The organism is Candidatus Nanopelagicales bacterium (genome assembly GCA_030700225.1).
In the GTDB taxonomy this organism is placed as follows: domain Bacteria; phylum Actinomycetota; class Actinomycetes; order S36-B12.
The window spans coordinates 1-22881 of sequence record JAUYJT010000079.1 but is presented as its reverse complement, the minus strand read 5'-3'; the positions used below and the strand labels follow the sequence as shown (position 1 = coordinate 22881).

At 65.1% G+C, this 22881-nt stretch carries 22 protein-coding genes; 11 read left to right on the top strand and 11 right to left on the bottom strand.

Annotation, left to right across the window (positions count from 1 at the left end; genetic code table 11):
* Window positions 1–712: 712 nt before the first annotated feature.
* From Q8P38_12385 to Q8P38_12360, 6 genes are all read left to right on the top strand, one after another.
* Window positions 713–1273 carry a hemerythrin domain-containing protein gene (locus Q8P38_12385; GenBank protein ID MDP4015397.1) on the top strand — a complete coding sequence of 187 codons (561 nt, stop codon included), beginning with the start codon at window positions 713–715 and terminating at the stop codon, window positions 1271–1273.
* 93 nt (window positions 1274–1366) lie between these two features.
* Window positions 1367–2275 carry an ABC transporter ATP-binding protein gene (locus tag Q8P38_12380; protein MDP4015396.1) on the top strand — a complete coding sequence of 303 codons (909 nt, stop codon included), beginning with the start codon at window positions 1367–1369 and terminating at the stop codon, window positions 2273–2275.
* Window positions 2272–3852 carry an ABC transporter permease gene (locus Q8P38_12375; GenBank protein ID MDP4015395.1) on the top strand — a complete coding sequence of 527 codons (1581 nt, stop codon included), beginning with the start codon at window positions 2272–2274 and terminating at the stop codon, window positions 3850–3852. Before Q8P38_12380 ends, Q8P38_12375 begins: the two co-directional genes overlap by 4 nt.
* 4 nt (window positions 3853–3856) lie before the next feature.
* On the top strand, window positions 3857–4516 hold the full coding sequence (locus tag Q8P38_12370; protein ID MDP4015394.1) for a methyltransferase domain-containing protein: 660 nt from the start codon (window positions 3857–3859) through the stop codon (window positions 4514–4516).
* Window positions 4517–4548: 32 nt separating this feature from the next.
* Window positions 4549–5121, top strand: coding sequence for a TMEM165/GDT1 family protein (locus Q8P38_12365; GenBank protein MDP4015393.1), 573 nt, complete (start codon window positions 4549–4551; stop codon window positions 5119–5121).
* A gap of 87 nt (window positions 5122–5208) precedes the next feature.
* Complete coding sequence (locus tag Q8P38_12360; protein MDP4015392.1) at window positions 5209–6531, top strand: APC family permease; 1323 nt, start codon at window positions 5209–5211, stop codon at window positions 6529–6531.
* A gap of 49 nt (window positions 6532–6580) precedes the next feature.
* Here the strand turns inward: Q8P38_12360 and Q8P38_12355 are convergent, their stop codons facing one another.
* Complete coding sequence (locus tag Q8P38_12355) at window positions 6581–8101, bottom strand: alpha/beta fold hydrolase (protein MDP4015391.1); 1521 nt, start codon at window positions 8099–8101, stop codon at window positions 6581–6583.
* 312 nt (window positions 8102–8413) lie between these two features.
* Between Q8P38_12355 and Q8P38_12350 the strand changes: the two genes are divergently transcribed.
* The 4 genes from Q8P38_12350 to Q8P38_12335 all read left to right on the top strand — a co-directional run bounded on the left by Q8P38_12350 (window position 8414) and on the right by Q8P38_12335 (window position 12376).
* Entirely contained in the window at window positions 8414–9289 is an 876-nt protein-coding gene (locus tag Q8P38_12350) for a hypothetical protein (GenBank protein ID MDP4015390.1), read from the top strand.
* A gap of 133 nt (window positions 9290–9422) precedes the next feature.
* Complete coding sequence (locus tag Q8P38_12345; GenBank protein ID MDP4015389.1) at window positions 9423–9923, top strand: DUF1345 domain-containing protein; 501 nt, start codon at window positions 9423–9425, stop codon at window positions 9921–9923.
* A gap of 13 nt (window positions 9924–9936) precedes the next feature.
* The gene (locus Q8P38_12340; protein ID MDP4015388.1) at window positions 9937–11505 is read left to right on the top strand and encodes a nitrilase-related carbon-nitrogen hydrolase; all 1569 of its coding nucleotides are present in this window, start codon (window positions 9937–9939) and stop codon (window positions 11503–11505) included.
* Window positions 11506–11647: 142 nt separating this feature from the next.
* Window positions 11648–12376 carry a gamma-glutamyl-gamma-aminobutyrate hydrolase family protein gene (locus Q8P38_12335; GenBank protein MDP4015387.1) on the top strand — a complete coding sequence of 243 codons (729 nt, stop codon included), beginning with the start codon at window positions 11648–11650 and terminating at the stop codon, window positions 12374–12376.
* 15 nt (window positions 12377–12391) lie between these two features.
* On the opposite strand, the gene Q8P38_12330 is transcribed toward Q8P38_12335, so the two are convergent.
* Together Q8P38_12330 and Q8P38_12325 are read right to left on the bottom strand one after the other, a co-directional pair.
* Window positions 12392–13156, bottom strand: coding sequence for a 3-oxoacyl-ACP reductase (locus Q8P38_12330; GenBank protein ID MDP4015386.1), 765 nt, complete (start codon window positions 13154–13156; stop codon window positions 12392–12394).
* 15 nt (window positions 13157–13171) lie between these two features.
* Window positions 13172–14533 (bottom strand): aldehyde dehydrogenase family protein, encoded by a 1362-nt coding sequence (locus tag Q8P38_12325; protein ID MDP4015385.1) that lies wholly within the window; start codon window positions 14531–14533, stop codon window positions 13172–13174.
* 362 nt (window positions 14534–14895) lie between these two features.
* Between Q8P38_12325 and Q8P38_12320 the strand changes: the two genes are divergently transcribed.
* A complete protein-coding gene (locus Q8P38_12320) occupies window positions 14896–15654 on the top strand; it encodes an alpha/beta hydrolase (GenBank protein MDP4015384.1) in 759 nt (252 codons plus the stop codon).
* Between the two features lie 49 nt (window positions 15655–15703).
* Here the strand turns inward: Q8P38_12320 and Q8P38_12315 are convergent, their stop codons facing one another.
* The 8 genes from Q8P38_12315 to Q8P38_12280 form a co-directional block, all read right to left on the bottom strand.
* A complete protein-coding gene (locus Q8P38_12315; protein ID MDP4015383.1) occupies window positions 15704–17083 on the bottom strand; it encodes a glutamine synthetase family protein in 1380 nt (459 codons plus the stop codon).
* Window positions 17084–17160: 77 nt separating this feature from the next.
* Complete coding sequence (locus tag Q8P38_12310) at window positions 17161–17529, bottom strand: Fic family protein (protein ID MDP4015382.1); 369 nt, start codon at window positions 17527–17529, stop codon at window positions 17161–17163.
* Complete coding sequence (locus tag Q8P38_12305) at window positions 17526–17729, bottom strand: hypothetical protein (GenBank protein MDP4015381.1); 204 nt, start codon at window positions 17727–17729, stop codon at window positions 17526–17528. The genes Q8P38_12310 and Q8P38_12305 overlap by 4 nt, the downstream gene beginning before the upstream one ends.
* 139 nt (window positions 17730–17868) lie before the next feature.
* Window positions 17869–18189, bottom strand: a complete 321-nt coding sequence (locus Q8P38_12300) for a helix-turn-helix transcriptional regulator (protein ID MDP4015380.1) — start codon at window positions 18187–18189, stop codon at window positions 17869–17871.
* A 1325-nt stretch (window positions 18190–19514) separates the two neighbouring features.
* Window positions 19515–19925, bottom strand: coding sequence for a hypothetical protein (locus Q8P38_12295; protein ID MDP4015379.1), 411 nt, complete (start codon window positions 19923–19925; stop codon window positions 19515–19517).
* Window positions 19926–20251: 326 nt separating this feature from the next.
* Window positions 20252–21268: an integrase core domain-containing protein gene (locus Q8P38_12290; protein MDP4015378.1), complete on the bottom strand. Its 1017-nt coding sequence runs from the start codon at window positions 21266–21268 to the stop codon at window positions 20252–20254.
* Between the two features lie 47 nt (window positions 21269–21315).
* Window positions 21316–21636 carry a hypothetical protein gene (locus Q8P38_12285; protein MDP4015377.1) on the bottom strand — a complete coding sequence of 107 codons (321 nt, stop codon included), beginning with the start codon at window positions 21634–21636 and terminating at the stop codon, window positions 21316–21318.
* Window positions 21637–21792: 156 nt separating this feature from the next.
* Window positions 21793–22599 carry a hypothetical protein gene (locus Q8P38_12280; protein MDP4015376.1) on the bottom strand — a complete coding sequence of 269 codons (807 nt, stop codon included), beginning with the start codon at window positions 22597–22599 and terminating at the stop codon, window positions 21793–21795.
* Window positions 22600–22881: the final 282 nt, after the last annotated feature.

Sequence of the window (22881 nt, the reverse complement as noted above, 5' to 3'; positions counted from 1 at the left end):
GGGTGTGTGATCCCGGGCTGTGATGTGGGACCTGAACACACCCAGCCGCATCACGTCACCGCGTGGTCCCTGGGAGGCGCGACCGACCTAGACTCACTGGCCAGCGTTTGCTGGCCACATCACCGTCAACTCGACCTCGGCCGGTGGGAACTGACCCGCGACACCGAGCCAGACCAACCCGGGGCGGGCCAACCCGGGGTCGGGGAACCCTCTGCGGGCGATCCATCCCAGCCGTGGTGGACCGTCACCCCGACACCGCGACACCGATGGCGAAGACCCCCGCCCTAGCCGGAGGCGGACCCCCAGCGTGAGGCTTGAAGTCGCAGTGCGCGACCCCCGGAGGAACCCGGCGCGACCGTGAATTGCGGCCTCCTGCGGAGATCGGGGAGTGTATAGAAGCTCTACCGTTCGGCGGCCGGATAGTCCAGGCTTGCACTGCGACTCAGTATGTTCAGTGGCCGCCCTCCAGCCAGTTCCCGATAGTCGTGCGCGCTCCGATCTCTGGGCCGATTCTGTAGCAGGCTCCATGTGGCCACTTCCGCTACAAGATCGCGGGGGAGGGTGATCTGTACGCCCCGTCCACGATGTGCATCTCTGCGGAGCCAGCGCATCGGAGCTTCGAGTCGAGCCGGGCGTAGGGTTCCCTGGGGCGCGGCGGCGTGAGCCGCACGTCCCCGAACGATCACGAGACCAACGCCTTGAGGAGCGACGCATGACACCCGAACGGATCACCCTCGGCAGTGACTCGGAGGAGTCGGCGGCAGTCGCAGCGGTGGTGAGGCATCACGGTGCCATGACAGCTCGCGTGGCGGAATTGGCCGGGGGAGTGGTGGACGCCGTGACTGACGGCGCGGACGTATCTGGGGCGAAGACCGCGCTCGTGAGCTACATGCGCGACGAGGTCCTGCCCCACGCTTTGGCCGAGGAGTCGACGCTGTATCGAGCTGCGGCGGAGGAGGACAGGGCGCGCATGCTGATTGACGCCATGATCGCCGAGCACGCGCTGATCTTTGTGCTGATCGACTGCCTCGATGGGGCGCAGGAGCCAGGGCCGGTCGCTGCGGCCGCCGGAGCTGTTGAGGCGCTGTTCGTCGCACACGTACGCAAGGAGAATGACCTAATCGTGCCCCTCCTGGCGTCGCTGCCAGATGTGTCCCTGGCTGGGCTCGTCCGGGGGCTGCATGAGCTGGTGGGGGAGGACGACGCGGCGGCCACGGGCGGCGACGCTGGGGACGGCGGTGCTGGGGACGGCTGCGGCTGCGACAAGGACTGACGGCGCGAGCTGGATCATCTCCGCGCTGATCGGCAGACACGCGGTCTTGTCCAACAGATGACTTGGCGGCGACGCAGGTGCTAGAAGGGGCTTGTGACCAATGATTCAGCATCCGACCTCGTAGTGGACACCCATCAGCTGGTCAAGCGGTTCGGCCGCACGACGGCGCTGAACGGGCTCGACCTGAAGGTTCGCAGGGGGGAGGTCCACGCGTTCCTCGGGCCGAACGGGGCCGGCAAGACTACGACGCTGCGGCTGTTGCTTGGACTGCTGCGCGCGGACAGTGGGTCGATGCGAGTCCTCGGCATGGACCCGTGGCGCGATGCTCCCGCGCTGCACAGGCGGCTGGCGTATGTGCCCGGCGATGTCGCCCTGTGGCCCAACCTGACAGGCGGGGAGGTCATCGACCTTCTGGGGAAGCTCCGAGGCGGGCTGAATCCCAAGCGCCGCGCCGACCTTCTTTCGCGCTTCGATCTCGACCCGTCACGGAAGGCGCGCACGTACTCCAAGGGGAACCGGCAAAAGGTCGCGCTGATCGCAGCGCTTGCCGGCGATGTCGAGTTCTACCTACTGGATGAGCCGACCGCGGGTCTGGACCCGCTCATGGAGGCCGCGTTCCGGGAGCATGTCGCCGATATGCGCCGCGAAGGCCGCACCGTGTTGCTCAGTTCGCACATCCTCAGCGAGGCCGAGGCGGTCAGCGACCGTGTCACCATCATCCGCGAAGGCGTCGTTGTGGACACGGGCACGTTGGCCGAATTGCGTCACCTGACGCGCACGTCGATGACCGCCGAGCTGAGCAGCACGCCTACAGGACTCGAACGCATCGCTGGTGTCCACGACCTGGAGATCACAGGGAACACAGTCAGCGCCCAAGTCGATTCCGCCGGGATGAGTGAGTTCACTTCGGCCCTGGCCGCGGTCGGGATCGAGTCTCTCGTGAGTCAGCCGCCCACTTTGGAGGAGCTGTTCTTGCGCCACTACGCTGGCGGACCGGAATGACGGGCGCCCTGCTGCGTTTGGCGCTGCGGCGGGATCGTGTCCTCTTGCCAGCATGGCTCGTAGGCCTGACCCTGATGGTGGTGTTCTCGGTTTCAGCGACCAAGGATCTCTATCCCGACGACGAGTTCCTGGAGACCGCCTCAGAGACGATCAACGCCACACCAGCGTTGGTGGCTCTCTACGGAAAGATCTACGACACGAGTTCACTCGGCGCGACGTCGCTGATCAAGCTGACCGCTTTCGGGTCCGCCCTTGTGGCCATCCTGTTTGTATTCCTCGTCGTGCGCCACTCCCGGGCAGAGGAGGAGTCGGGCCGTCAGGAGCTAGTGGCCGCTGGGGCAGTGACGCGTCGCGCCCCACTTGAGGCTGCGCTGCTCCTGGGCATGGCCGGCAGCGGAGCGCTGGGGGTTCTGACAGCGGTGGGGTTAGGCCTGCTGGGATTGCCGTGGACCGGTGCCCTCGCGTTCGGTGCCGACTGGGCGCTGAGCGGAATCGTGTTCAGCGCCGTGGCTGGCGTCGCCGCTCAGGTGACGACGTCGGCACGAGCTGCGATCGGGATCGGAGTCGCCAGCGTCGGCATCGCCTACCTGCTGAGAGCAGTCGGGGACCTCGCGCCTGGAGATCCGGGCTGGGCATCTTGGCTGTCGCCGATCGGATGGAGTCAACAGATTCGGCCCTTCGCCGGGAATCGCTGGTGGGTGACGCTGATTCCGCTGGCTGCGACGGCAGCGCTCGTCGCCGCGGCGTTCGTGTTGCGGTACCACCGCGACATGGGTTCTGGCCTAATCGCCGATCGGCCCGGACCAGATGTCGGCCGGATCGGAAGCGTTGCCGGTCTGGCATGGAGGTTGCACCGTGGAGCGTTCCTCGCCTGGCTGGTGGGGGCAGTCCTGATGGGTGCGGTTCTAGGGTCGATCGTCGATAACATCTCTGGGCTACTTGAATCCCCCCAGCTGCGCGAGTACCTCGAGCTGCTCGGGGGTCGCCAAGCCTTGACGGAGGCCTTCCTGGCGGCCGAGGTAGGTGTCCTCGGTGCCTTGATGAGCGCGTATGGGATCTCAGCGACCTCACGGCTCCGCTCAGAGGAGTCCGCCGGTCACGCCGAGTCGCTGCTGTCCACGATGGCGACGCGGCAGAGGTGGGCAGCCAGCCATTTCTGTTTAGCGCTCGTCGCGATAGCTGCTTTGATGCTGCTCACGGGTGCAGCAGTCGGACTGACTCACGGGCTGGCAGTGGGGGACCCGGTCGGACAAACCATGCGGCTGGCGGTGGCAGGCGTCGCGCAGGTGCCGGCCGCATGGGTCGTCGCCAGCATCGTCATGCTGCTGTTCGGCGTGATCCCGCGCTGGGTGCCGGTTGCTTGGGGGTTGCTCGCGGCGTTCGTCGCTCTCGGCGAGTTCGGGGTGCTTTGGGGCTTGCCTAGGTGGGTTCTGGACCTGTCGCCCTTCGCTCACAGCCCTCGCTTACCGGGGGGCTCGATCGATGCCGCGCAGTTGGTCGGGCTCGTGGCTGTCGCGGCGGTCCTAGCGGTCGCGGGCTTCGCGACCTGGCGCCGCCGCGATGTCCAGGGTTTGTGACGCGATGGGGATCGATCGTGACCAGTTGGACTCGGTGCGCTCCGTGTATCGCTATTGGGGGGTCCACCCTGGCCTCTACGCGGCTCAGGACTGGGTCACGTTCCTGGGCAGGCCGGACCGCGTCCGAGCTGCTGCGGTTGCGGCCATGGGTGCGCGGCCCGGCGACCGGGTACTCGAAATCGGGTGCGGCACTGGACGTAACTTCCGCTACGTCCAGGACGTGATTGGACACTCGGGCACGCTCGTCGGCGTGGATGCTTCGCCTGACATGCTGGCCGCCGCCCGTGAGTTATCGGCTCGGCGTGGCTGGCGAAACGTGAGCGTGATCGAAGGCGATGCGTCGGAGCTGAGGGTGGCCGGCTTCGATCGAGTGCTCGCGGTACTGGCGCTCAGTGCGTTTCCCGAACCGTCCTTGGCGCTGGCAAGGTGTCACGAGGCCCTGCGGCCAGGAGGCACCTTGGCGGTCTGCGATGCGCGTGGCTTCGCAGGGAGATTGAGCGCTCTGAACAGACTTGTTGTCCCCGTCTACCGCAGGTGGGCCGCCTGGAACCCCGATCGTGGCATCCCAGCAGGCATCGCCGATGTGTTCGGGAACGTCTCGACTCAATCGCTGAACGGGGGCACCTTCTTCATCGCGACAGCGGTCAAGACCGAGGGATCCTGAGTCGAGGGGTAACCATCCCCCATACTGCCCAGGTGCATGCGTTCCTGCTCAGCTTCGGTGTGATCTTCATCGCGGAGCTGGGCGACAAGTCGCAACTCATGGCGATGACCTTCGCGGCCCGGTACAGATTGTGGACGGTGCTGGGGGCGATCACGGCCGCCACGGCGGCGGTTCACCTGATGTCTGTCGGACTCGGGGCGGTCTTCGGCTCCTACTTGCCCACGGCGGCCGTGAACCTTGTCGCGGGTGTCGCGTTTCTGGGCTTCGGCGTGTGGACCCTGCTGGGTGACGACCTAACCGCCGAGGAGCGGGCCAAGGCGGCGCGTTCGGCGCGGTCCGCGTTCTGGGCGGTGGCGACCGCGTTCTTCCTGGTCGAGATCGGGGACAAGACGATGTTGGCCACGGTCACGCTCGCATCGACCGAATCGTGGTTCGGGACTTGGGTCGGATCCACATTGGGCATGGTCGCCGCCGACGCGTTAGCCATCGGCGTGGGCGCGGTTCTGGGCCGCACGCTCCCGGAGAGATTCGTCAGAATCGGGGCCGTAGTGCTGTTCTTCGGCTTTGGCGCGCTACTGATCGCTGCCGGCATCCGAGCCTGGTGAGCCTCGACGCCGACGCCCCGTGAAGATGCTGTCGAGATCGGCAGAGAATCACGCGTTTGGGCCTGTTCGATGCGACAGACTTGCGCCATGAGCGGATCCGGGTCGGCTGCCAAGTCGTCTGCGACGGGCTCGGATTCAATCGGATTGGTCGCAGCGGCGGCTATGGGCGTCGGCGGCATGATGGGTGCCGGGCTCTACACACTCATCGGGCTGGCAGCCACCAGCGCGAGCACGCTGCTTCCGCTGGCGTTCCTGCTGGGCGGAATCGCGGCTGTCTTCTCTGTGTATTCGTACGCGCGACTAGGAGCCACATACCCCAGCCGTGGTGGGGCGGCGGAGTTTCTGCTTGAGGAGTTCGGCGAGGGTGTGGTGTCCGGGGGGCTCAATGTCTTCCAGTACTTGTCGTACTTGATAGCCACTTCGCTATACGCGGCCGGTTTCGCCGAGTACTTTGGGGCGCTCGCCGGTGACGCGTTTCCGCCCTGGGCCGGCAAGGCGGCGGGCGCTGGCGTGGTAGTGCTGTTCACGTTGGTGAACATGGTCGGGTCACGCCTAGTCGGCCGCGCCGAGACTGTGATCGTTGGCGTGGAGGCGGCCATCCTCATAGGCTTCGTCGTCCTGGGGCTCTTCAAGGCCGACCCGGCGAGGCTCGCCTCGGGTGGAACTAACGGGGCCATTGGTGTGATCACGGGCGCGGCCCTGTTGTATGTCACGTATCAGGGATTTGGGGTCGTGACCAATGCCGCGGGCCAGATGAGGAAGCCAAGCAGGGAGCTGCCCCGGGCCATGTTCATAGCACTCGGCGTCGTCGCTGTGCTGTACCTGGTGATCAGTACTCTGGTGGTGACCTTGTTGCCGTTGAGTCAGATCGTGACGGACTCCGGACACGTGTTGGCCGACGCTGGCCAGGCAGTCGCCGGGCGAGTGGGGTTCGTGGTGATCGCGAGCGCGGCGATCCTGGCCACAGCATCCGCTGTCAACGCCACACTGTTCGCCTCCACCAACGTCGGCTATGACGTGGCCGAGAACAACCAGCTGTCTAGGGCGCTCACACGGACCGTGTGGCGCAGCAGCCCGGCTGCCCTGTTTGTCTCGGCAGTAGTCGTCATCGCTCTGGTCTTGTTCTTCCCGTTGGGAGCTGTGGGACAGATGACCAGCCTTGCCTTCCTCGCCGTCTACGGGGCGGTGAGCTTCGGTCATCTGCGGCTGCGCGAGCACACCGGTGCGCACGCGTGGCCTCTCGTCGTGGCGGTAGTACTCAACGCCGCTTTGTTCGCGGCGCTGCTTGTTGATGCGATCAGGCACGGCTCGCCTTCGACGTGGATCACGTTGCTGGTGGCGTTGTTCGGCAGTTTCGCATTTGAGGCGGTGTTCAGAGCCAGGCAGCGCCGAGGCTCAGCTCAGGGGTAGGTGTGCTGCGGGCGCACTGTCAGCCCGTCGGCACAGTGCACCGGTGGACTTACGGCAGACCCTTAGAGTTCGTGGGAGGAACAAACGGGCACGTAGCAGGTCGCGGCTCACGCGAAGTGAGCATGAACCGGTTGATCGGGTCGTTGACGCACGCTGACCGGACTGCTTCCCAGACCGTGTGCTGGCCGCTCCGGTACTTGATCATCGGTCGGTCGAAGGCCTGCTGCATCCGCAGAGCCCACAGCATAGGTGTCATCGCGTCTGCGGTCGCGTTCGAGAGCATCACGGGTATCTCGGCAACGATTCGCCGACTGCGCGCGCTGCCCAGGAGTGGTACCGGATCTGGCTGCAGATCGAGCCCGTCGCATCCGGCCGCGTACTGGAGTGTCAGCGATCCGCCGAAAACGGGGGCGGAGCGAGCGTTCGCGGAGACAACGGCCGCCTGTTGACTCTGCGTCATCCGTTCGGCATAGTCGAGGCAATTCACGACCGAGAAGGCTCCGCCGGCGTTCGAGTTTGGAAGGTCCATGGCCTGGGCCATATTCGCTCGCTCAGCCCGACCCGCGGGATTGTTCCTCCGGGCCAGCAGAACGCGCGCCGTGGTATCAGCGTAGACCGGCCAGTTGGACTGGCTCCATATGTTGTCTTGGACCAAGTCCAAGTAGTTCCATCGCGAGAAAAGGCGCCCGTCATCTAGGAGCAGCGGCCGCGCGGTCAGGGCGTCCGCCGTCCTCATGATCGTCTGGTATCCGGATGGGTAGTTGCGGCGCATGAATCGCAGCGCGTCATCTGGCGCTACACCACCTTCGGACAGTCCGGCGTAGGAGCCGTGAGGATCGATGTTTCCGTCCATGAGTATCGCCCTGACGCGGTCCGGGTAGCGCATCGCGAAGACGTATCCGATGCGCGTGCCGTAGCTGGTTGCCCAGAACGTGAGTTTCTGATCGCCGACAGCTTCCCGGAGCCGGTCGAGGTCTTGGACGACCTTGTTCGTCCCCATGTAGTTGATGAATGACTGATTGGCAGCCTGGCAGCGCGTGTTCGCTTCGGAGAGCTGCTTCGAGTAGGCGGTTTGGACGCGCGCCCAGTTCGGCGCGGCAACCCGCGCTGGCCTGGCGGGCCAAGGCTGGTCGCAGTCGACCAGCGCCGGGGTCGTCTCTCCAATTCCGCGCGGATCCCAAGACACCAGATCAAACCTGGACTTGACGGATGCGCTCAGCCGAGTGAGGAAGGAATCCATCGAGGCGACACCCGGGCCACCTGGCCCTCCGGCATCCCAGAATAGCGATCCGATCCGTTGGTCGGCTGGTCCCTCTGCCGGAATCCTGGCCACAGCCAACTGGAATGTCCCGACGTCAGGTCGCGCATAGTCGAAAGGAACGCCCAGGGTCGCGCACTGCTTCGTTGGCGCGGGATCTGTTGGGCACGGTTGCCAGTCCAGGTGGCTTGCGCTGTTAGTTGGGGTTGAGGACTGGCTAGGGCTCCCGCCACCCGTTACGGTCTGAGTGCAGCCCGCGAGCAACAGGGCGGCGGCCACAGCTGCTGTGCCGCCACGTTTGACATGACTCATGCGGGCCTCCCAGAGGTCGTTCGCGCAGACGATGCTCTGATCCGTGCGGTCCCGGTCGATGCGGAATCGCATGGGGGCGTTTCCCAGCCTCTCGCTGCGGCCACCCGCTTGGTAAGGGATCGTACACGCGCCAGACGCTTGACGCATCTCGCGAAGTGGCGGATCCAGTGGCATCCCGACGCGTTCGGCGAGGCTGTCGGACAGCGAGCAACACGGCAATGGTTGTAGGCGCATGCGACACTGCGAACGAGGTCACTGCGCGGGAGTAGGAGCTACCCGCAGCGACATCAACAGCCAGCGGGACACCCAGGAATGGACGGTGGTCGTCCTGATGAACAAGTTGAGCGCCGTTCGACCTCGGGCTTCCTCGTGACTTCCTACCAAGTGGGCGCGATCGTGTTGCGTCCGTTGATGCGAGCGTTCTGGAGTGCTCAGGGCTGGCGGATGCCACCGTCACTGCCCACTGGCAGAGAGCTGGCGGCGGCTGTGTCTGCGGGCGTGATGTTCGCCGCGCCACGACGCATGGCACACGACGGCTGGGTTGAAGCAGCCCGCGCAGCAGCGGCCGCAGCTGACAAACGCGAGGTCGAAGAGGCGTTCATTTCAAGCCTTGCCACACGCAGACTCGACTTGAGATCCGCCCTGGGATCGTACGCAGTTGCGCGGCGCCTGCCGACTCACCCGTTCTCGGCTGTTGCCGCATCCCGCATGTGCGCGGTATGCGGCCTGCCGCGCGAATCCGAGCAAGATCTCAACGTCCTCAGTTTCGAGCGCTTCAAGTGGGGCGGCGTGCGACGCGATGACGTGCGCTACATCGCGTTCGATCTTGAACAGTTCGCGAAGGCTCCAAGAGATACCGCAGGCAGCGCCGCCCTCTCCCTCGGGCGCGAGATGCTGTGCGTACTTCGCGATGCCCCACCTGGCGAAACCGCCATAGCGGCGGCAGCGCGGCTGACGATAGTAAAGGGCAACACGGCCGAGCGCGGCGGCTTGATCGACATCCTGGGGGTATGCGGGCTGCTGGCGCCAAGAGATCACCCCGGCTACCTCGACAGCTTCGTGCGATTCGCAGACAGGGATTCCCCGGCTCAGCGCAACGTCGAAGCCTGCTATCCAGCGTGCTGGTGGCGGGGTCGGGACGGCCTGAGCGAGGCCGCCATCCGGGAGTTCCTCCCTCGACTGGAGTAGCGGTACAGCTCTGACGAGAGGAGCCGGGCCCGGACTCTAGATTCAGTCCAGCTGCCTGATAGCGCTGGGGCCACTATCGTTCGGGACTGTTCAGACACCGAAACGTTCCCAGTCGCGCGAGTTCTGGCGGCACATGCTCGTCGGCGTCGGCGTCGGCGTCGGCGTCGGCGTCGGCGTGGCGACAGTCTTGCTGAGCGGATTCTTCTTCGCCTGGCGGGTCACTGCAATGGTCGTTCTGATCACCGGAACCGCGGTCGGACTTGGAGTCACGTGTGGCCTACTGGCGTGGCTCTTCATGCACACGATCTTCACGCTGCGCTACGCTCACCAGCCCTACTCAACCGACCCTCCGCCGATTGATCTCAACCAGGAGGGGAAGGACCCGCGCTACAGCGACATCGCCTACCTGGCATTTGGGGTTGGAACAGCGTTCCAAGTGTCAGACACGGCGTTGCGATCCCCGCAGGTGAGGCGATCGGCGATGGGTCACTCGCTCGGGTCATTCCAGTTCGCAGCGGCGATCATGGGCATTCTCGTCAACGTGGTTGGCTGGGCTCGGCAGCTAGTTTGCGGCGCCGTCGGCGTGGCTTTCGCGTTACCATTCGCGGAATTGGGCCGTTGCGGGCGGCGATGATGGGAGATCGGCTGTGTCTGGCGAGAAGGACGACTCGGCAACGACTCCGATGGTAGAGCCGGGCACCGCGAGCTGGCTGCGCGTGCTCGCAGGTGTCGGTCTTTCGGTCCTGGGTGGCGTTGCGCTGGTTCTTGCCTTCCCTCGGTATGGGGGTTTCTGGCCGCTGCTTTTCGTTGCTCTGGTTCCTATGCTGTTCGCGCAGTACAGACTCTTTCCGAGGAAGTTGTCCGGTCTGGCGCCGGGGCTGACGGTCGGCGTGTTCTGGTTGGGAGGGCTGGACCAGCTCAAAGCGATAGTTGACCCTTGGTTCATCGCCGTCGGTGGCGTCGCGGCCGGGATAGTCTGGGGTTTGCTCTTCAGCCTGGGCAGGGCATTCAACGAGCGCACGTCGTTTGCGCTGTTCATGATTGAGATGCCCGCGTTGTGGGTCGCCATCGACGTCCTACGGTCGGGCAGCGAGTACCTCGGTTCAGGGGGTTGGCTGGCCTATGACCTAGCCGACGCTCCATATCTGATACAGCCCGTCAGCATCTTCAGTACGCCAGCCCTGACCTTCCTGATCCTGGCCATCAATGGAGCTGTGGGCCTAGCACTTCTGGCAATCTACGACCGGGGCAAAGGCACGGCCCCGGCGATCGCAGTCCCTCCGCGGGTGGCCAAGGTGACCTTCGCGCTCGTCTGCGTCGTTGCTGTGGGGTGGTTTGGGTTGAGCGCACTGCTGTTCGCGCGGCCCCTGACTGGACCCGAGGTCAAGGTCGCTGTGGCACAGATCGGCACGACGAACACTCAAGGGGAGCTGGGCGACATCAAGTTCACGCCCGAACTGGCCGCACAGTTCACCCAGATGACCGAGCAGGCCGCCAAGCAGGGTGCGCAATACGTCGTGTGGCCAGAGCTGATCTTGAGTTTCGACCCGAGGCTTCCCTCCAATCCGTTTGTCGCTGATCTGGCGAAACAGGCGAACGTCTACATCATGGCCGGGTTCACGAGTGATGGCGACGAGACTCAGAACATGTCTGTCCTGTTCGACCCGACGGGGAATGTGGTCGGTTCCTACCAGAAGAACCACCCAGTGACCCTGATGAATGAGAGTTGGGATCGTCAGCCCGCCTACCCGGTATGGCCCACACGGTTCGCCACCGTCGGGCCGATCATCTGCTTTGACATCAGTTTCCCGTCTGACTCGGCTCACGAGACGGTGAACGGGGCTCAAATCATCATGGCCCCAAGTGGAGGCCCGGCGAGCACTTCCAGCGACCAGTATCGCGAGGCTCAGTTCCGCGCTGCTGAGAATCAGGTTGCCATGGTCAAGGGCGACTGGGCCTGGGGATCAGCGATCGTCGAGCACAACGGCAGCCTGGTAACTCATACGGAGAACCTCGATCCTGCTGGTGAAGAGAAGCTCTTGATCGGCAGCGTTCACGTGGGATCGGGGGAAGGGACGTTCTTCTCGCACTACCCCAACATCTTCACCGCCATCGTCTACCTTGCGGTGTTGGCCCGGATCGTGATTCAGATCTGGACGGCCCCGGTCCTGAGGCGCCGACGGCAGGAACCCGTCAGATCCAGTGACCGCCGCTAGGCGACTACGCCAGCGTTCTGACGTTGACTAGTGTGTGAGTTCGGCAGATTGACGCGAAATCGATCCGAGGAGCCGGGACGCTGAAGCTGGTCTTCGCCGAGCTGGACGTGGAAGCTCGACTGCGACGCGGGAGTTGGCCGTCATGAGTCGACCTGTGGTTGGACTGACTTGCTACAGCGAACCGGCGCGTTGGGGCGCGTGGGACACCGACGCGGCGGTGATCCAAGCTGACTATGTGCGGTCGTTGACCGATGCCGGGGCGCGTGCCGTGATCGTGCCGCCGGACGTTATCGATGACGCCGTCCTGGACCGGATCGATGGCCTGGTGCTGGCCGGGGGTCCTGACGTGGACCCCGCCGAATACGGCGCCGATGCGCTGCCCACAACGGACAGCGCTAGGACCGAGCGCGATTCTTCAGAGTTGCTGCTGTATCGGGGGGCGCGCCAACGGAAGATGCCTGTGCTCGGGATTTGCCGCGGCCTGCAGATCATGGCTGTCGCCGAGTGCGGCAGCCTGCACCAGCACCTGCCCGACGTCGTGGGCGGCATCCGGCACCGACCTGCGCCAGGCAAGTTCGACGACCACGACGCGGTCTTCGCCCCAGACTCACTCGTGGCCCGGATCGTCGGGGCGGAGTCAGCGACCGTGAACTCCTCTCATCACCAGGCGGTCGCGGACGCCGGTCGGCTGACCGTCACAGGGTGGGCCGACGACGGCACGGTCGAGGTCGCCGAGGACCCGACGGCACCATTCGTGCTTGGTGTTCAGTGGCACCCGGAAGTCGCAACCGGCGATGCCGTCTCCGCCAGCCTATTCGCCGCGTTCGTCCATGCTGCTGGGCAGTGGGCGGGCGGGTCGAAGCAGGCATGATCCCCCAACGCGCGCCTAGAGCGGCGTCACGTAGGCGCCGGAGATCCCTCCGTCGACCAGGAAGTTCGAGGCGGTGATGAACCCCGCATCGTCGCTTGCCAGGAACGCGACGGCGGCGGCGATCTCCTCGGCGCGGGCGAATCGGCCCATGGGGATGTGCACAAGTCGGCGCGCGGCGCGTTCGGGGTCGGCGGCGAATAGCTCGCGCAGCAGAGGGGTGTCGACTGGCCCGGGGGAGAGCGCGTTGACGCGGATTCCCTCACGCGCGAACTGGACACCGAGTTCGCGGCTCATGGCCAGCACGCCGCCCTTGGACGCGGTGTAGGAGATCTGCGACGTTGCCGCGCCCATCGTCGCGACGAACGACGCCGTGTTGATGATCGAGCCTTTGCCCTGACTGAGCATGTAGGGGATAGCCGCTTTGCAGCACAGGAAGACCGACGTGAGGTTGACATCCTGGACGCGGCGCCACGCTTCGATCCCGGTCTCGAGGATCGAGTCGTCGTCCGGGGGCGAGATCCCGGCGTTGTTGAACGAGATGTCGATCGATCCGTAGGCGTCGTTGGCTGTCGCGAAGATCCGCTCAATGTCGTCGGCGATCGTGACGTCGGCAGGGATGAACAAGCCGCCAACCTCGTCGGCGACGGCCTGCCCCGACGTGGGGTCGAGGTCGACCGCCACGACTCTGGCGCCCTCGGCGGCGAATCGCTGGGCCGTCGCAAGGCCGATCCCGCTGCCGGCTCCGGTGATCACCGCAACGCGGTCCTTCAGTCGCTGCATCGGAAGTTCTCCTTGTCAGGCAGTGGTGTCGATGAAGACGTTCTTGGTTTCGGTGAACGCGTCCAGGGCATCGGGGCCGAGCTCGCGACCAAGGCCGGAGCGTTTGAAACCGCCGAACGGGGTGCAGTAGCGCACCGATGAGTGCGAGTTGACTGACAGGTTCCCCGCGTCGATCCCACGGCTGACGCGAATGGCCCTACCAAGGTCGCGGGTCCAGATCGAGCCGGACAGCCCATACTCGCTGTCGTTGGCCATCCGGACGGCATCAGCCTCGTCCTCGAACGGGGCCACAACGACGACCGGTCCGAAGATCTCCTCGCGGTATGCCCTCGCGGCCGGATCCACGGGGGCTAGCACGGTTGGCGGGTACCAGAATCCCGGGCCGGTCGGGGCACTGCCGCGGAACGCGACCGGAGCATCGGACGGAACAAACGACGCGACCGCATCCCTGTGTTGCGAGCTGATGAGTGGGCCCATCTCGGTCGCCGCGTCGGTCGGGTCGCCAACTCGGACGCCCAGCACCGCCGGTTCTAGCAGGCTCATGAAGCGGTCGTAGACGCCGCGTTCGACGAGGATCCGAGAGCGGGCGCAGCAGTCTTGGCCGGCGTTGTCGAAGACCCCGTAGGGCGCCGTCGCCGCGGCTAGCTCCAGGTCGGCGTCGGCGAAGACGACGTTTGCCGACTTGCCGCCAAGCTCAAGCGTCACTCTCTTGACCTGTGGTGCGCACCGAGCCATGATCGCCGTTCCGACCTCGGTCGAGCCGGTGAAGACGATCTTGCGAACTAACGCGTGATCGACGAGCGCATTGCCAACAACAGACCCTTTTCCAGGCAGCACAGTGAATACGTCTTCGGGCAGCCCTGCCTCCAGGCCGAGTTCCGCGAGCCGAATGGCCGTCAGCGGAGTCATCTGGGCTGGCTTGAGCACGACCGTGTTCCCGGCGGCCAGAGCTGGCGCGAACCCCCATGACGCGATTGGCATGGGGAAGTTCCAGGGGGCGATGACGCCGACAACGCCCAGCGGCTCGTGGAACGTGATGTCGATACCGCCGGACACTGGGATCTGCCGTCCGAAAGCCCGCTCGGGTGCCGCGCTGTAGTAGTTGAGGACATCACGAGCGTTGCCCGCCTCCCATCGGGCGTTGCCGAGTGTGTGGCCACTGTTGGCGACTTCAAGGTTGGCGAGTTCCTCGACGTGGGCGTCGACAGTGTCGGCGAAGCGTCGCAGCAGCCGGGACCGGTCAACGGGGGCGACTTCGCGCCAAGAGTCGAACGCAGCCGCAGCGCGTGCGATGGCCTCGTCGGTTTGCGCCGCGCTGGTCTGCGGGACTTGCGCGACGATGGTCTCCGTAGCCGGGTTCACCACCTGGAGCGTCATCCGTTCTCCTTCTGTCTTCTTCGCCAGGGAGCTCTGGGCCTCCGCGTGCCGCCCAGCGGAACAGCGAGTTCGCCCCTATCTTCCTACAGCCACCCGGAGGGACCCGCGCGAGAGGGCGAAGAAGAAGCTTGAACACCAGTGCCCGCAGTACAGTCGAGCGGAAGGTCCGACGTGAAGGGAGTTGGTGAGCGATGCTCGGCGCCAGACGGTTGATGGTTGCGGTCGCGATCGTCGCGATGCTGGCACTTGCCGCGTGCCAGAGCACGCCCACGGGCGGAACGAGCCCTTCTGCACCTGTTCAGAGCGCTTCAAGTCAGGCCGGCGATTGGGCTGGTGCAGTCGATATTGGAGGCGGCCGCTCGATGTTCGTGATCTGCGAGGGTGACGGATCCCCGACGGTGATACTGATACCAGGGGCACGCGAGGCCAGCGACTATTGGAGTTTCGTTGGGGCACGAGGCGGCCAAGTCGTCAAACGCAGTGACGATGCTGTGTTCCCGCAGATCTCACAGAAGACCCGGACTTGCTCCTACGACCGGCCTGGGATATCGCGACTGGACGGAACCGTGTCTCCAACCACGCTCGTGAAACAGCCGACAACCGCCAAGGCTGGCGTCGAGGACCTTCACGCATTGCTGGCTGCGGCAAGCATCCCGCCACCATATGTGCTGGTAGCCCATTCATTCGGCGGGATGATCGCCGTTCTGTATTCCGACACTTACCCAGACGAGGTCGCTGGAATGGTGCTCATTGATCCGTCGAATGTCTACTTCCGATCACGCCTGCCCGCTCGAGCGTGGAAGGACAACGTGAAACAGGCTTTGGCCGGCGTGGATGGTTCTGGTTCAGAGGTCCCCGACTTCGATGCGAGTTCCGATCAGTTGATCGCCGCCGCCCCTGCGCCTGGAATACCGGTAACAATCCTCACGGCGGACAAGCCCTGGCCCGTGGCTGGCGGTAGCACCAAGTACTTCCCATACTGGTTGGCCGCGAGCACCGACCTGGCGAAGCAACTGAGCGCCACCCACATCACGCAGACGCACAGTGGCCACCACATTCCCATTAGGCAGCCTGCACTCGTGGAACGGGCGATCACGAGCATGCTCACCGCAGTGAAGTAGACCGACGGGGGTTGGCAAGGAGCCTTCTGGACGCGTTGGTCGCGCGCTGCTAGAGCCTCTCGAACCCGCGGTAGCGCTCCCAGTCGGTCACGGCGCGACCGAAGGTGTCCAGCTCGATTCGCGCCATGTTCGCGTAGTGGTCGACGACTTCTGACCCGAACGTGTCGACGACCCATTGGCTCGAGCGCCACAAGGCAGCCGCATCGGACAGCGTGGACGGCACGCGCGGTAGATCGGCGGTGTAGGCATCACCGCTGAACGCCCGTCCGAGCTCGAGCTCGCGTGCGATGCCGTCTAACCCAGCGGCCACCATGCCCGCGACCGCGAGGTAGGGGTTGACGTCGCCTCCGGGCGCCCGGTTCTCCAGCCGGAGCGCCGCGCCCCGGCCCACGAGCCGCAACGCACAGGTCCGGTTGTCGCTGCCCCACGCGATCGCGGTCGGCGCGAACGAGCCCTCGGCGAAACGCTTGTAGGAGTTGATGTTCGGAGCGAACAGCAGCGTGAGTTCGGCGAGGTGCGCTAGCTGGCCAGCGATGAACGAGCGTCCGAGAGGGCTGAGCCCATACTCCGGGTCGTCGTCCGAAGCCATCACCATGGAGCCGTCGATTCCGCGGAACGACAGGTGGATGTGGCACGAGTTGCCTTCGCGCTCGTCGAACTTCGCCATGAATGTGATGGCCTGCCCGCGCGCGGCCGCGATGTCCTTCGCTCCGGTCTTGTAGACAACGTGGTTGTCGCAGGAGGCGATCGCGTCGGTGTATTTGAAGGCGATCTCATGTTGCCCGCGATTGCATTCACCTTTCGCGTACTCGACGGTCAGACCCGCGCCCGCCATCGCTAGGCGTATCTCGCGCAGGAGTGGCTCTACCCTGGACCCGCCCTGAATCGAGTAGTCGACGTTGTAGAGGTTGCTCGGCGTCAGATCCCGATAGCCACGGGACCACGCGTCCTCGTAGGTGTCCTTGAAGACGAGGAACTCCAACTCGGTGCCGACACAGGCGGACATCCCGGCGTCGGCCAGACGTTGGATCTGTCGGCCAAGAACCTGTCGGGGCGATGCCACGACAGGTTCGCCGTCCAGCCACTGGACATCAGCCAGCACTAGGGCAGCACCGGATTGCCAGGGCACTCGCCGCAGAGTGGACAGATCCGGGCGCATCGCGAAGTCGCCGTAGCCTCGGCTCCACGACGACATCGCGTAGCCGTCGACGGTGTTCATGTCCACATCCACAGCCAGCAGGTAGTTGCACCCGTCGGTGCCGTGGGCGAGCACATGGTCGAGGAAGAAGGGACCGTGCACCCGCTTGCCCACCAGGCGACCCTGCATATCCGTCATCGCGACGATGACCGTGTCGATCGCGCCGGATTCGATGTCGGTACGCAATGCCTCGAGCGTGAGCGCGGGCTCGCCCTGGGAGTGGTGGGTCATGGGTCCTCCGTGGCTGCCAGATGCCGTCGGCGGCGTCCTTTGGGGTACGGGGCGACGCTACCGCCCGAGGTCGGCTTCTAGCTCAACAGGAGGTGATCTCGCACCCAGTTCGTGAGTTGGTCCAAGCTGAGATCCGCCTCGGCTATCTGTCGAATCACGCCGTCGATTTCCGGCTGCCCCGCGCTCAGTTCCGCCTTGTTGAGGCGCGCGAAAACCACGGCGCAGACCCAACTCAGTCGTTTGTCGCCATCGACCAGTGGATGACCGCGGTTGATTCCTTCTATGAGTGCCGCCACTTTCTGGTCCAGCGTGTCGTACGCTTCGGCACCGAACGCCGCAGCTGCCGGACGGGCCACAGCCCCGGCGAGCAAGCCGGGATCGCGCACAACGAGGCCCATCTCCTCAGCGATGATCAGAGCGTCCTCTGTGCTCAAGTAGTCGGTCATTCCGCGAGCAAGCGCAGCGCATCGGGATCGCGGTCCATGACCTCGCGAGTCATCTGGCGCAGCTGCGTCGCGCGCTTGGTCTTCGTGATGCGGTCGATCACCGCCAGCCGCGCCACTTCGTGCATGGAACGGTGCTCAAGTTCCGCCTGCTGCCGCAAGGACTGGGTCTCCGCCTCGGTCAAGCGCAATGTCATAGCCATACCAAGACGGTATCAGGGTGATACCATGATCGCGATGTGTCCGAGGGGTGTAGGGATACTCGGTCGCGGGATGCATCCCGTTTTCACGGGGTTGCATGGCAGTGACAGTACTTGTCGCCGTCGTGAGTGGCCCTATCTGTCAGGCTGTTTCGCGCAGTTCGGAAGCCGTGCCAGTGATGTCTATGTGGAACTCGATTCCCAGCCCCCGAGCCAGGCGCTCAAGAGTTGTGAAAGTGGGTTCGTGATCGCCTGCTTCTATCCGCGCGATTGCTGGCTGCTGAAGTCCCAGTTGCTGCGCCAGTGCTGATTGCGAGAGGCCGTTGTCGGTCCGGTATTTGAGTACACGCATAGCGACGGCGTGTGCGACCGATGTCCGGTTGTTCTCGGCTCGGACTTGCGCGTCGGTCAGATCCTCGGCGCGAATCTCGCCTGCGTTGCGCAGATCGGATAGTTTCGTCATCTCAGTCCTCCTCCAGTTCGGCAAGCCTTGCTAAGGAATGCCTCGCCGCTTGCTCGAATCTTCGCTTGTCGTGCTGGGCCTCCGGTCCGACAGCAGCAATAATGAACACGCTGCCCACCCGTCGGTAGATCGCTCGCCGCGGGCTGCGGCCTGCCCTCGGACGAAGTTCACGCAAACCCGGAAGCCCTTTGACTGCGCTTGTGTGCGGGAACCCTCGCTGCCTTTGGGCTCGGCCTCCGGCGCAAAGAACCGATTCCGATCCGACCATGATCGCCAAGTGTCCGAGGGGGGACTTGAACCCCCACAAACGGCGTGTCGAACACTGCCAATGAGTACCGTCTAGGAGCGTTTCACGCTCAGAATAGCCCCCGGCGGGTTAGTCCCACCCCGCCCGCAACGGCCTGTAGCGCCAGGTCCGGTAGACAGGCGGTAGATGGTTTCGGTTTCAACTACCCCCACCGGCGAGGACTCGCTCGGCGAGGTCGGGGAAGATTCCGGAGGTGCGACATTTGTCGCACCTCCGGAATCCGCGTCGCGGCGCACAGTCATGTCGCTTACTCCGAGCTCTTTGGCGACGGCGCGCGTCGACTTCCCCAACGCGAGCGACCGCCGAGCCTCCTCGGCGACCCTCGGCGGTGAGTTTCGCGACGGCCTCGCGCCTCGCCGCTACATCGACACGCTTCACGCCGCGCCGCTACCTGGGCGCGAGACTCGGCGCGTTCTGGTACGTGCGGAATTTCCGCACGTACTGCTAGGTCCGATCGGACCGCGCCAGCCGTCTTGTCGCTGACCCCGGTCTTCGCCGCGTGTTGACGATCCGACAACTGCGGCCGCCGCACGCTTCGACGGTTTAGGGGAATCTTCGTGTGGGCCACGTGGCCCACACGAAACCTTACGCCGTGGGTTGTCGCTGTTACTCCGCGCCTTCCTCGCCGCCGCTTCCGCCTCCAGATGAGGCAGCAACTTGAGCGCGAGCATCGCGCGCTGTGACGCCGACAGGTGACGCCGGTCGATGTTCGCCGCGACCACATACCCCCACGGGTCACCGCGCGTGAACCAGCGGCCTAGCGTCCGCGTCGTCAATCAGACGCCACCTAGCCTCACACTCCACGCGCAGACAAGCCCCACCATGGCCGCAAGCCCACCGCCGTCGAGCGTCCGACCACCGCATGAACACCGCCAACGCGTCCAAGCCATCCGGTGAACCCAAGTCACGCAACCACCAGGCCGCCGGATCTTCACCCGGCAGCGGCGACGCGCGAGCCCAGAAACGGTGATCGCAGCGGCGGAACCGCTCCGGCAATACTCCCTCCGCGGTCAGCGGTCTAAGCCTGCCCACGACGCCAACGTTTCTCAACCGAGAGCTGATGCCGCCGGGACTGACGGCCCGGCGCCGTGGACAGGTCTAGTGGCAGGCTCAGGCTGTTCAGCAACTGGTTCAGCACGGAGCGCTGCTGCCGCAACTCGCCCACAACGGCCGACAACCTCGGGATACCCGTAGACCCCGGCACAATCATCCCGTCAGCCGCGCGCACCCGTTCGAGGTCGCCGATCAAGTCAGCGGTTCGGCAAGCCTGCGCCAGGATCTCCACTTCGCGCGCGTCAAGTTCCCACATTCCAGCGATGGCCCGCCACAGTTTGCGTCCCGCCGATCCGAGACCCCGGGGTGCTGGCTGTGGCCGAGAGTACGGGCCCGCGACCGTGTCGGGGGGTTCGACGTTCGCGGCGTTCGTCATCGTGACCGCCGCCAGCGAAACCCTAAAGGCGTATCCCCCGGAATGTCAGACGCTGAGTCGTCCCGTAGGGGGGGAAAGGCCGCTGGGGGGTCATCCCCCTCCCCCGTGGGGGGGGGCACGGTCGCGGTGGCGCTCATCGTCGCCTAGCCAGGCATCTGCGGAGTGCTTCGTCGGGGTCGGTGCCGGTGTCGCTCCGCACATCGGAGAGCCTGTCGAGGCGCTGAGCGCGGGCCCGTAGGAAGGCTTCGATCGCTTGGGCTGCCGGGGTCTCGGCGTCGGTGAGGTGTGTCTGACTTAATGCGACAAATCGCGGTTTGTATTACGCATCATTCGGGGGCGGTTGGGTTTCCAGTTTGACGTGCGGAGCGGTGCGTTGCAAGTCGGCGTCGGCGTGCGGCTTGAAGCCCGTCGCGGCGGGCGGCTCTGATGGCCTCGCCACGGCCGGTGTGCTCGTCGTCGGGTGTGACGTAGCCGATGCCTTCGTGCAGGCGCACGGTGTTGTAGTGGACCTGGATGATGTCCAGTTCGGCGCGTAGGGTAGCCGGGTCGGCGATCTTGGTGAGGTGGGGGTGCTCGCCTTTCAGGTGACCGTTGAACGATTCGATCCAGGCTTGGTCTTTGGGTGTGCCGGGTCGGCCGAAGTGCTGGACGATCGAGCACAGGGCCATGAATTCGGCGGTGTCCCCGGACCGCATCTGGGGTCCGTTGTCGCTCATGGCCAGCAGCACGGGCAGGTGGGGGCCGTGCCACCCGGAGTCCATGTCGGCTTGGCGTGCCGCGAGAACGTCGTCGATCCCCTCAGCCCGCAGTGCCATGGTGAACCCCAGCTCGACCTGCACCGACGTCTCCTGGGCGGACACGACTGTTGAGATCCATTTCCTTGACACCAGATCCATGATGATCAGCACGGCCATCTCGGCTCGGGTGAAGTGGGTTGTGTCGTGGATCCACACCTGGTTCGGCCGGTAAGTCAACCAGTTCGGGAACGGCCTCTTGTGTCCCCGTGCCGGACGGGGCAGGGAGCGGAAACGCTTACCTGACAATGACAGCACGCGGCGCACCGTGGCCGGTGAAGCCCAGAACCTGCCCTCATACGAGCCGCGGTGGGCCAGTTTGCGGTGGGAGCGGTCAACGTCGGACCACTGCTCGAACACGTCGATGATCGCCTCGACTTCGTCGGGCAGCAGCCCGTGGACCGGGTGCCCGCCCACGGGCAGGTCGTCCAGCCTGTCCACGGCCGCCCGAACCGCCCAACGGTAGTAGCGGGCCGGCGGCAGCCCCAGATAGTCCAGACACGCGGTCACCGTCCACCCCTGGTCGACCGCGTGGTCGACCAAGTCCAAAAGCGCAGCTTTCGTGGCCGCATCGACACGAACCGGGATCGGGCCACCTAACCCCAGTGTCCTTTTCCCTCGGCCAACGCCAGCTTCACCGCCAGTTCCTTGATCGCCTCCCCAAGCCGGGAAACCTCGGCCCTCGCCGCCGCCAGCTCGACATCTCGACGGCGGTCCCCGGGCCCGGGCCGCGACGCGGCCAAAGCCGCCAAGGCTCCTTCCTGGGCCACTCGCTTGATCCGCACGATCACCGACCGATCCACCCCCTGGACCGCCGCCGCCTCGGCGACCGTAACCTCCCCACGAATCAGCTGAAACCAGATATCGTACTTCTCGGACGGCGCCAGAAACTTCTTTCCCGCCGGTGAAAACTTCATGACAGTGGGACCTCCATCGTGATCTACAGTACCCACCAAATGAGGCGTAATCAAATCCGAATTCTCTATCGCTAACTCAGACGCAAACCAGGGTCTCGGCGTCGGTGAACGTGCGCGCGCGGTTGCGATGCTTGCGCCGGATGAGGTCGTCGGGGTTCATGCCGCGCCCCGCTGGGTTCCGCTCGCCGCGATGTGGGCGGCCTCGGCTTCGCTTCGGGTGGCCAAGTATGGTCCAGCCTTGCCCCAGTCCGCGATGATGGCGCGCCAGCGTTGCAGGCTGTCGCCGGGGAGGCGCGTGCCTGTTGGTTTGGTGCGTGGTGCGGTGCGGAACACGAGCAGCTCGTCTCGCGCTCGGGCTCGGTAGCCCTTCAGTTCGTTGAGTTTCAGGCGGGCGTGTCTCGTGGCCGAGAGCGCGGCGGACGCGGCCCCGGCGTCACCGAAGGCGGCAGCGGCTTCGGTGCCGGCTCGCAGCACAGCGCCCTCGTTCTTGTAGTCGGTGAGACGTTCGACGTGCAGCTGGAACGCTTCCCACGCCGCGTCGTGGGCGGGGCGCATGCCTTCGGTGATCGCGTCGCCGTGTTCGGCCAGGACCGCCCCCATGGGCACGATTACGGCGATCCATTCGCGGCTGAGGAGGTCGTTGATTTGCGTCGCGGCGGCTTCCTCGGCGATGCCTTGGGCGAGGTCCGCGAGGGATGGGAGTTCCGTGCTGCCGTTCTCTACGGCTTCGCGCACGTCGGCGCGCCATTGTGTTTTCGCGGCGTCGAGGTGTGCGCGGGGCTGTGGCCGGAGTGCGGCGAAGTTGGCGGCGCGGTGGGCGATCGCCACGGCTTCATCGGGCAAGAGTTTGGGGCTGGTTTGGTGGATGGCCGCGTAAGCGGACTTGAGTGGCAGGACGTGCGGCGCACCGTGAATACTCGGCGGGGTCGCTAGCTGCGCGGGGATGTTGGGCTTGGCTGCCATGGGGGGTCTCCTTTATTCGCTTGTGTAGGTGAACATGAATGTCATGCTCACCTACAGTGTATCCGACACTTGGCGCGTTCTCGTGGGGCTTGTGGTCGCGTTGCGCCTACTTTTCGCGGCTTTCCGTGCCCCCGAGGTTGAGGTTGAGCGCGGCGAGGCAGTCGAGTTGTGCCCTGGTTAGATCCCCACGCCACATGCAGCGGCCTTCCTCAAGCCAAACGTCGGCGCCGATCGCGGTGAGCCGGTCGAGTCTGCGTCGAGCACTGACCGCGTGAACGGTGA

Excerpts from the sequence above, each read along its gene's own strand:
- Q8P38_12370 (MDP4015394.1), top strand. The coding sequence starts at position 3,857 with ATGGGGATCGATCGTGACCAGTTGGACTCGGTGCGCTCCGTGTATCGC.
- Q8P38_12320 (MDP4015384.1), top strand. The coding sequence starts at position 14,896 with ATGTTCGTGATCTGCGAGGGTGACGGATCCCCGACGGTGATACTGATA.
- Q8P38_12310 (MDP4015382.1), bottom strand. The coding sequence starts at position 17,529 with ATGACCGACTACTTGAGCACAGAGGACGCTCTGATCATCGCTGAGGAG.
- Q8P38_12335 (MDP4015387.1), top strand. The coding sequence starts at position 11,648 with ATGAGTCGACCTGTGGTTGGACTGACTTGCTACAGCGAACCGGCGCGT.
- Q8P38_12375 (MDP4015395.1), top strand. The coding sequence starts at position 2,272 with ATGACGGGCGCCCTGCTGCGTTTGGCGCTGCGGCGGGATCGTGTCCTC.
- Q8P38_12280 (MDP4015376.1), bottom strand. The coding sequence starts at position 22,599 with ATGGCAGCCAAGCCCAACATCCCCGCGCAGCTAGCGACCCCGCCGAGT.
- Q8P38_12350 (MDP4015390.1), top strand. The coding sequence starts at position 8,414 with ATGGACGGTGGTCGTCCTGATGAACAAGTTGAGCGCCGTTCGACCTCG.
- Q8P38_12385 (MDP4015397.1), top strand. The coding sequence starts at position 713 with ATGACACCCGAACGGATCACCCTCGGCAGTGACTCGGAGGAGTCGGCG.
- Q8P38_12330 (MDP4015386.1), bottom strand. The coding sequence starts at position 13,156 with ATGCAGCGACTGAAGGACCGCGTTGCGGTGATCACCGGAGCCGGCAGC.
- Q8P38_12305 (MDP4015381.1), bottom strand. The coding sequence starts at position 17,729 with ATGGCTATGACATTGCGCTTGACCGAGGCGGAGACCCAGTCCTTGCGG.
- Q8P38_12360 (MDP4015392.1), top strand. The coding sequence starts at position 5,209 with ATGAGCGGATCCGGGTCGGCTGCCAAGTCGTCTGCGACGGGCTCGGAT.
- Q8P38_12285 (MDP4015377.1), bottom strand. The coding sequence starts at position 21,636 with ATGAAGTTTTCACCGGCGGGAAAGAAGTTTCTGGCGCCGTCCGAGAAG.
- Q8P38_12300 (MDP4015380.1), bottom strand. The coding sequence starts at position 18,189 with ATGACGAAACTATCCGATCTGCGCAACGCAGGCGAGATTCGCGCCGAG.
- Q8P38_12325 (MDP4015385.1), bottom strand. The coding sequence starts at position 14,533 with ATGACGCTCCAGGTGGTGAACCCGGCTACGGAGACCATCGTCGCGCAA.
- Q8P38_12345 (MDP4015389.1), top strand. The coding sequence starts at position 9,423 with ATGCTCGTCGGCGTCGGCGTCGGCGTCGGCGTCGGCGTCGGCGTGGCG.
- Q8P38_12315 (MDP4015383.1), bottom strand. The coding sequence starts at position 17,083 with ATGACCCACCACTCCCAGGGCGAGCCCGCGCTCACGCTCGAGGCATTG.
- Q8P38_12295 (MDP4015379.1), bottom strand. The coding sequence starts at position 19,925 with ATGACGAACGCCGCGAACGTCGAACCCCCCGACACGGTCGCGGGCCCG.
- Q8P38_12355 (MDP4015391.1), bottom strand. The coding sequence starts at position 8,101 with ATGAGTCATGTCAAACGTGGCGGCACAGCAGCTGTGGCCGCCGCCCTG.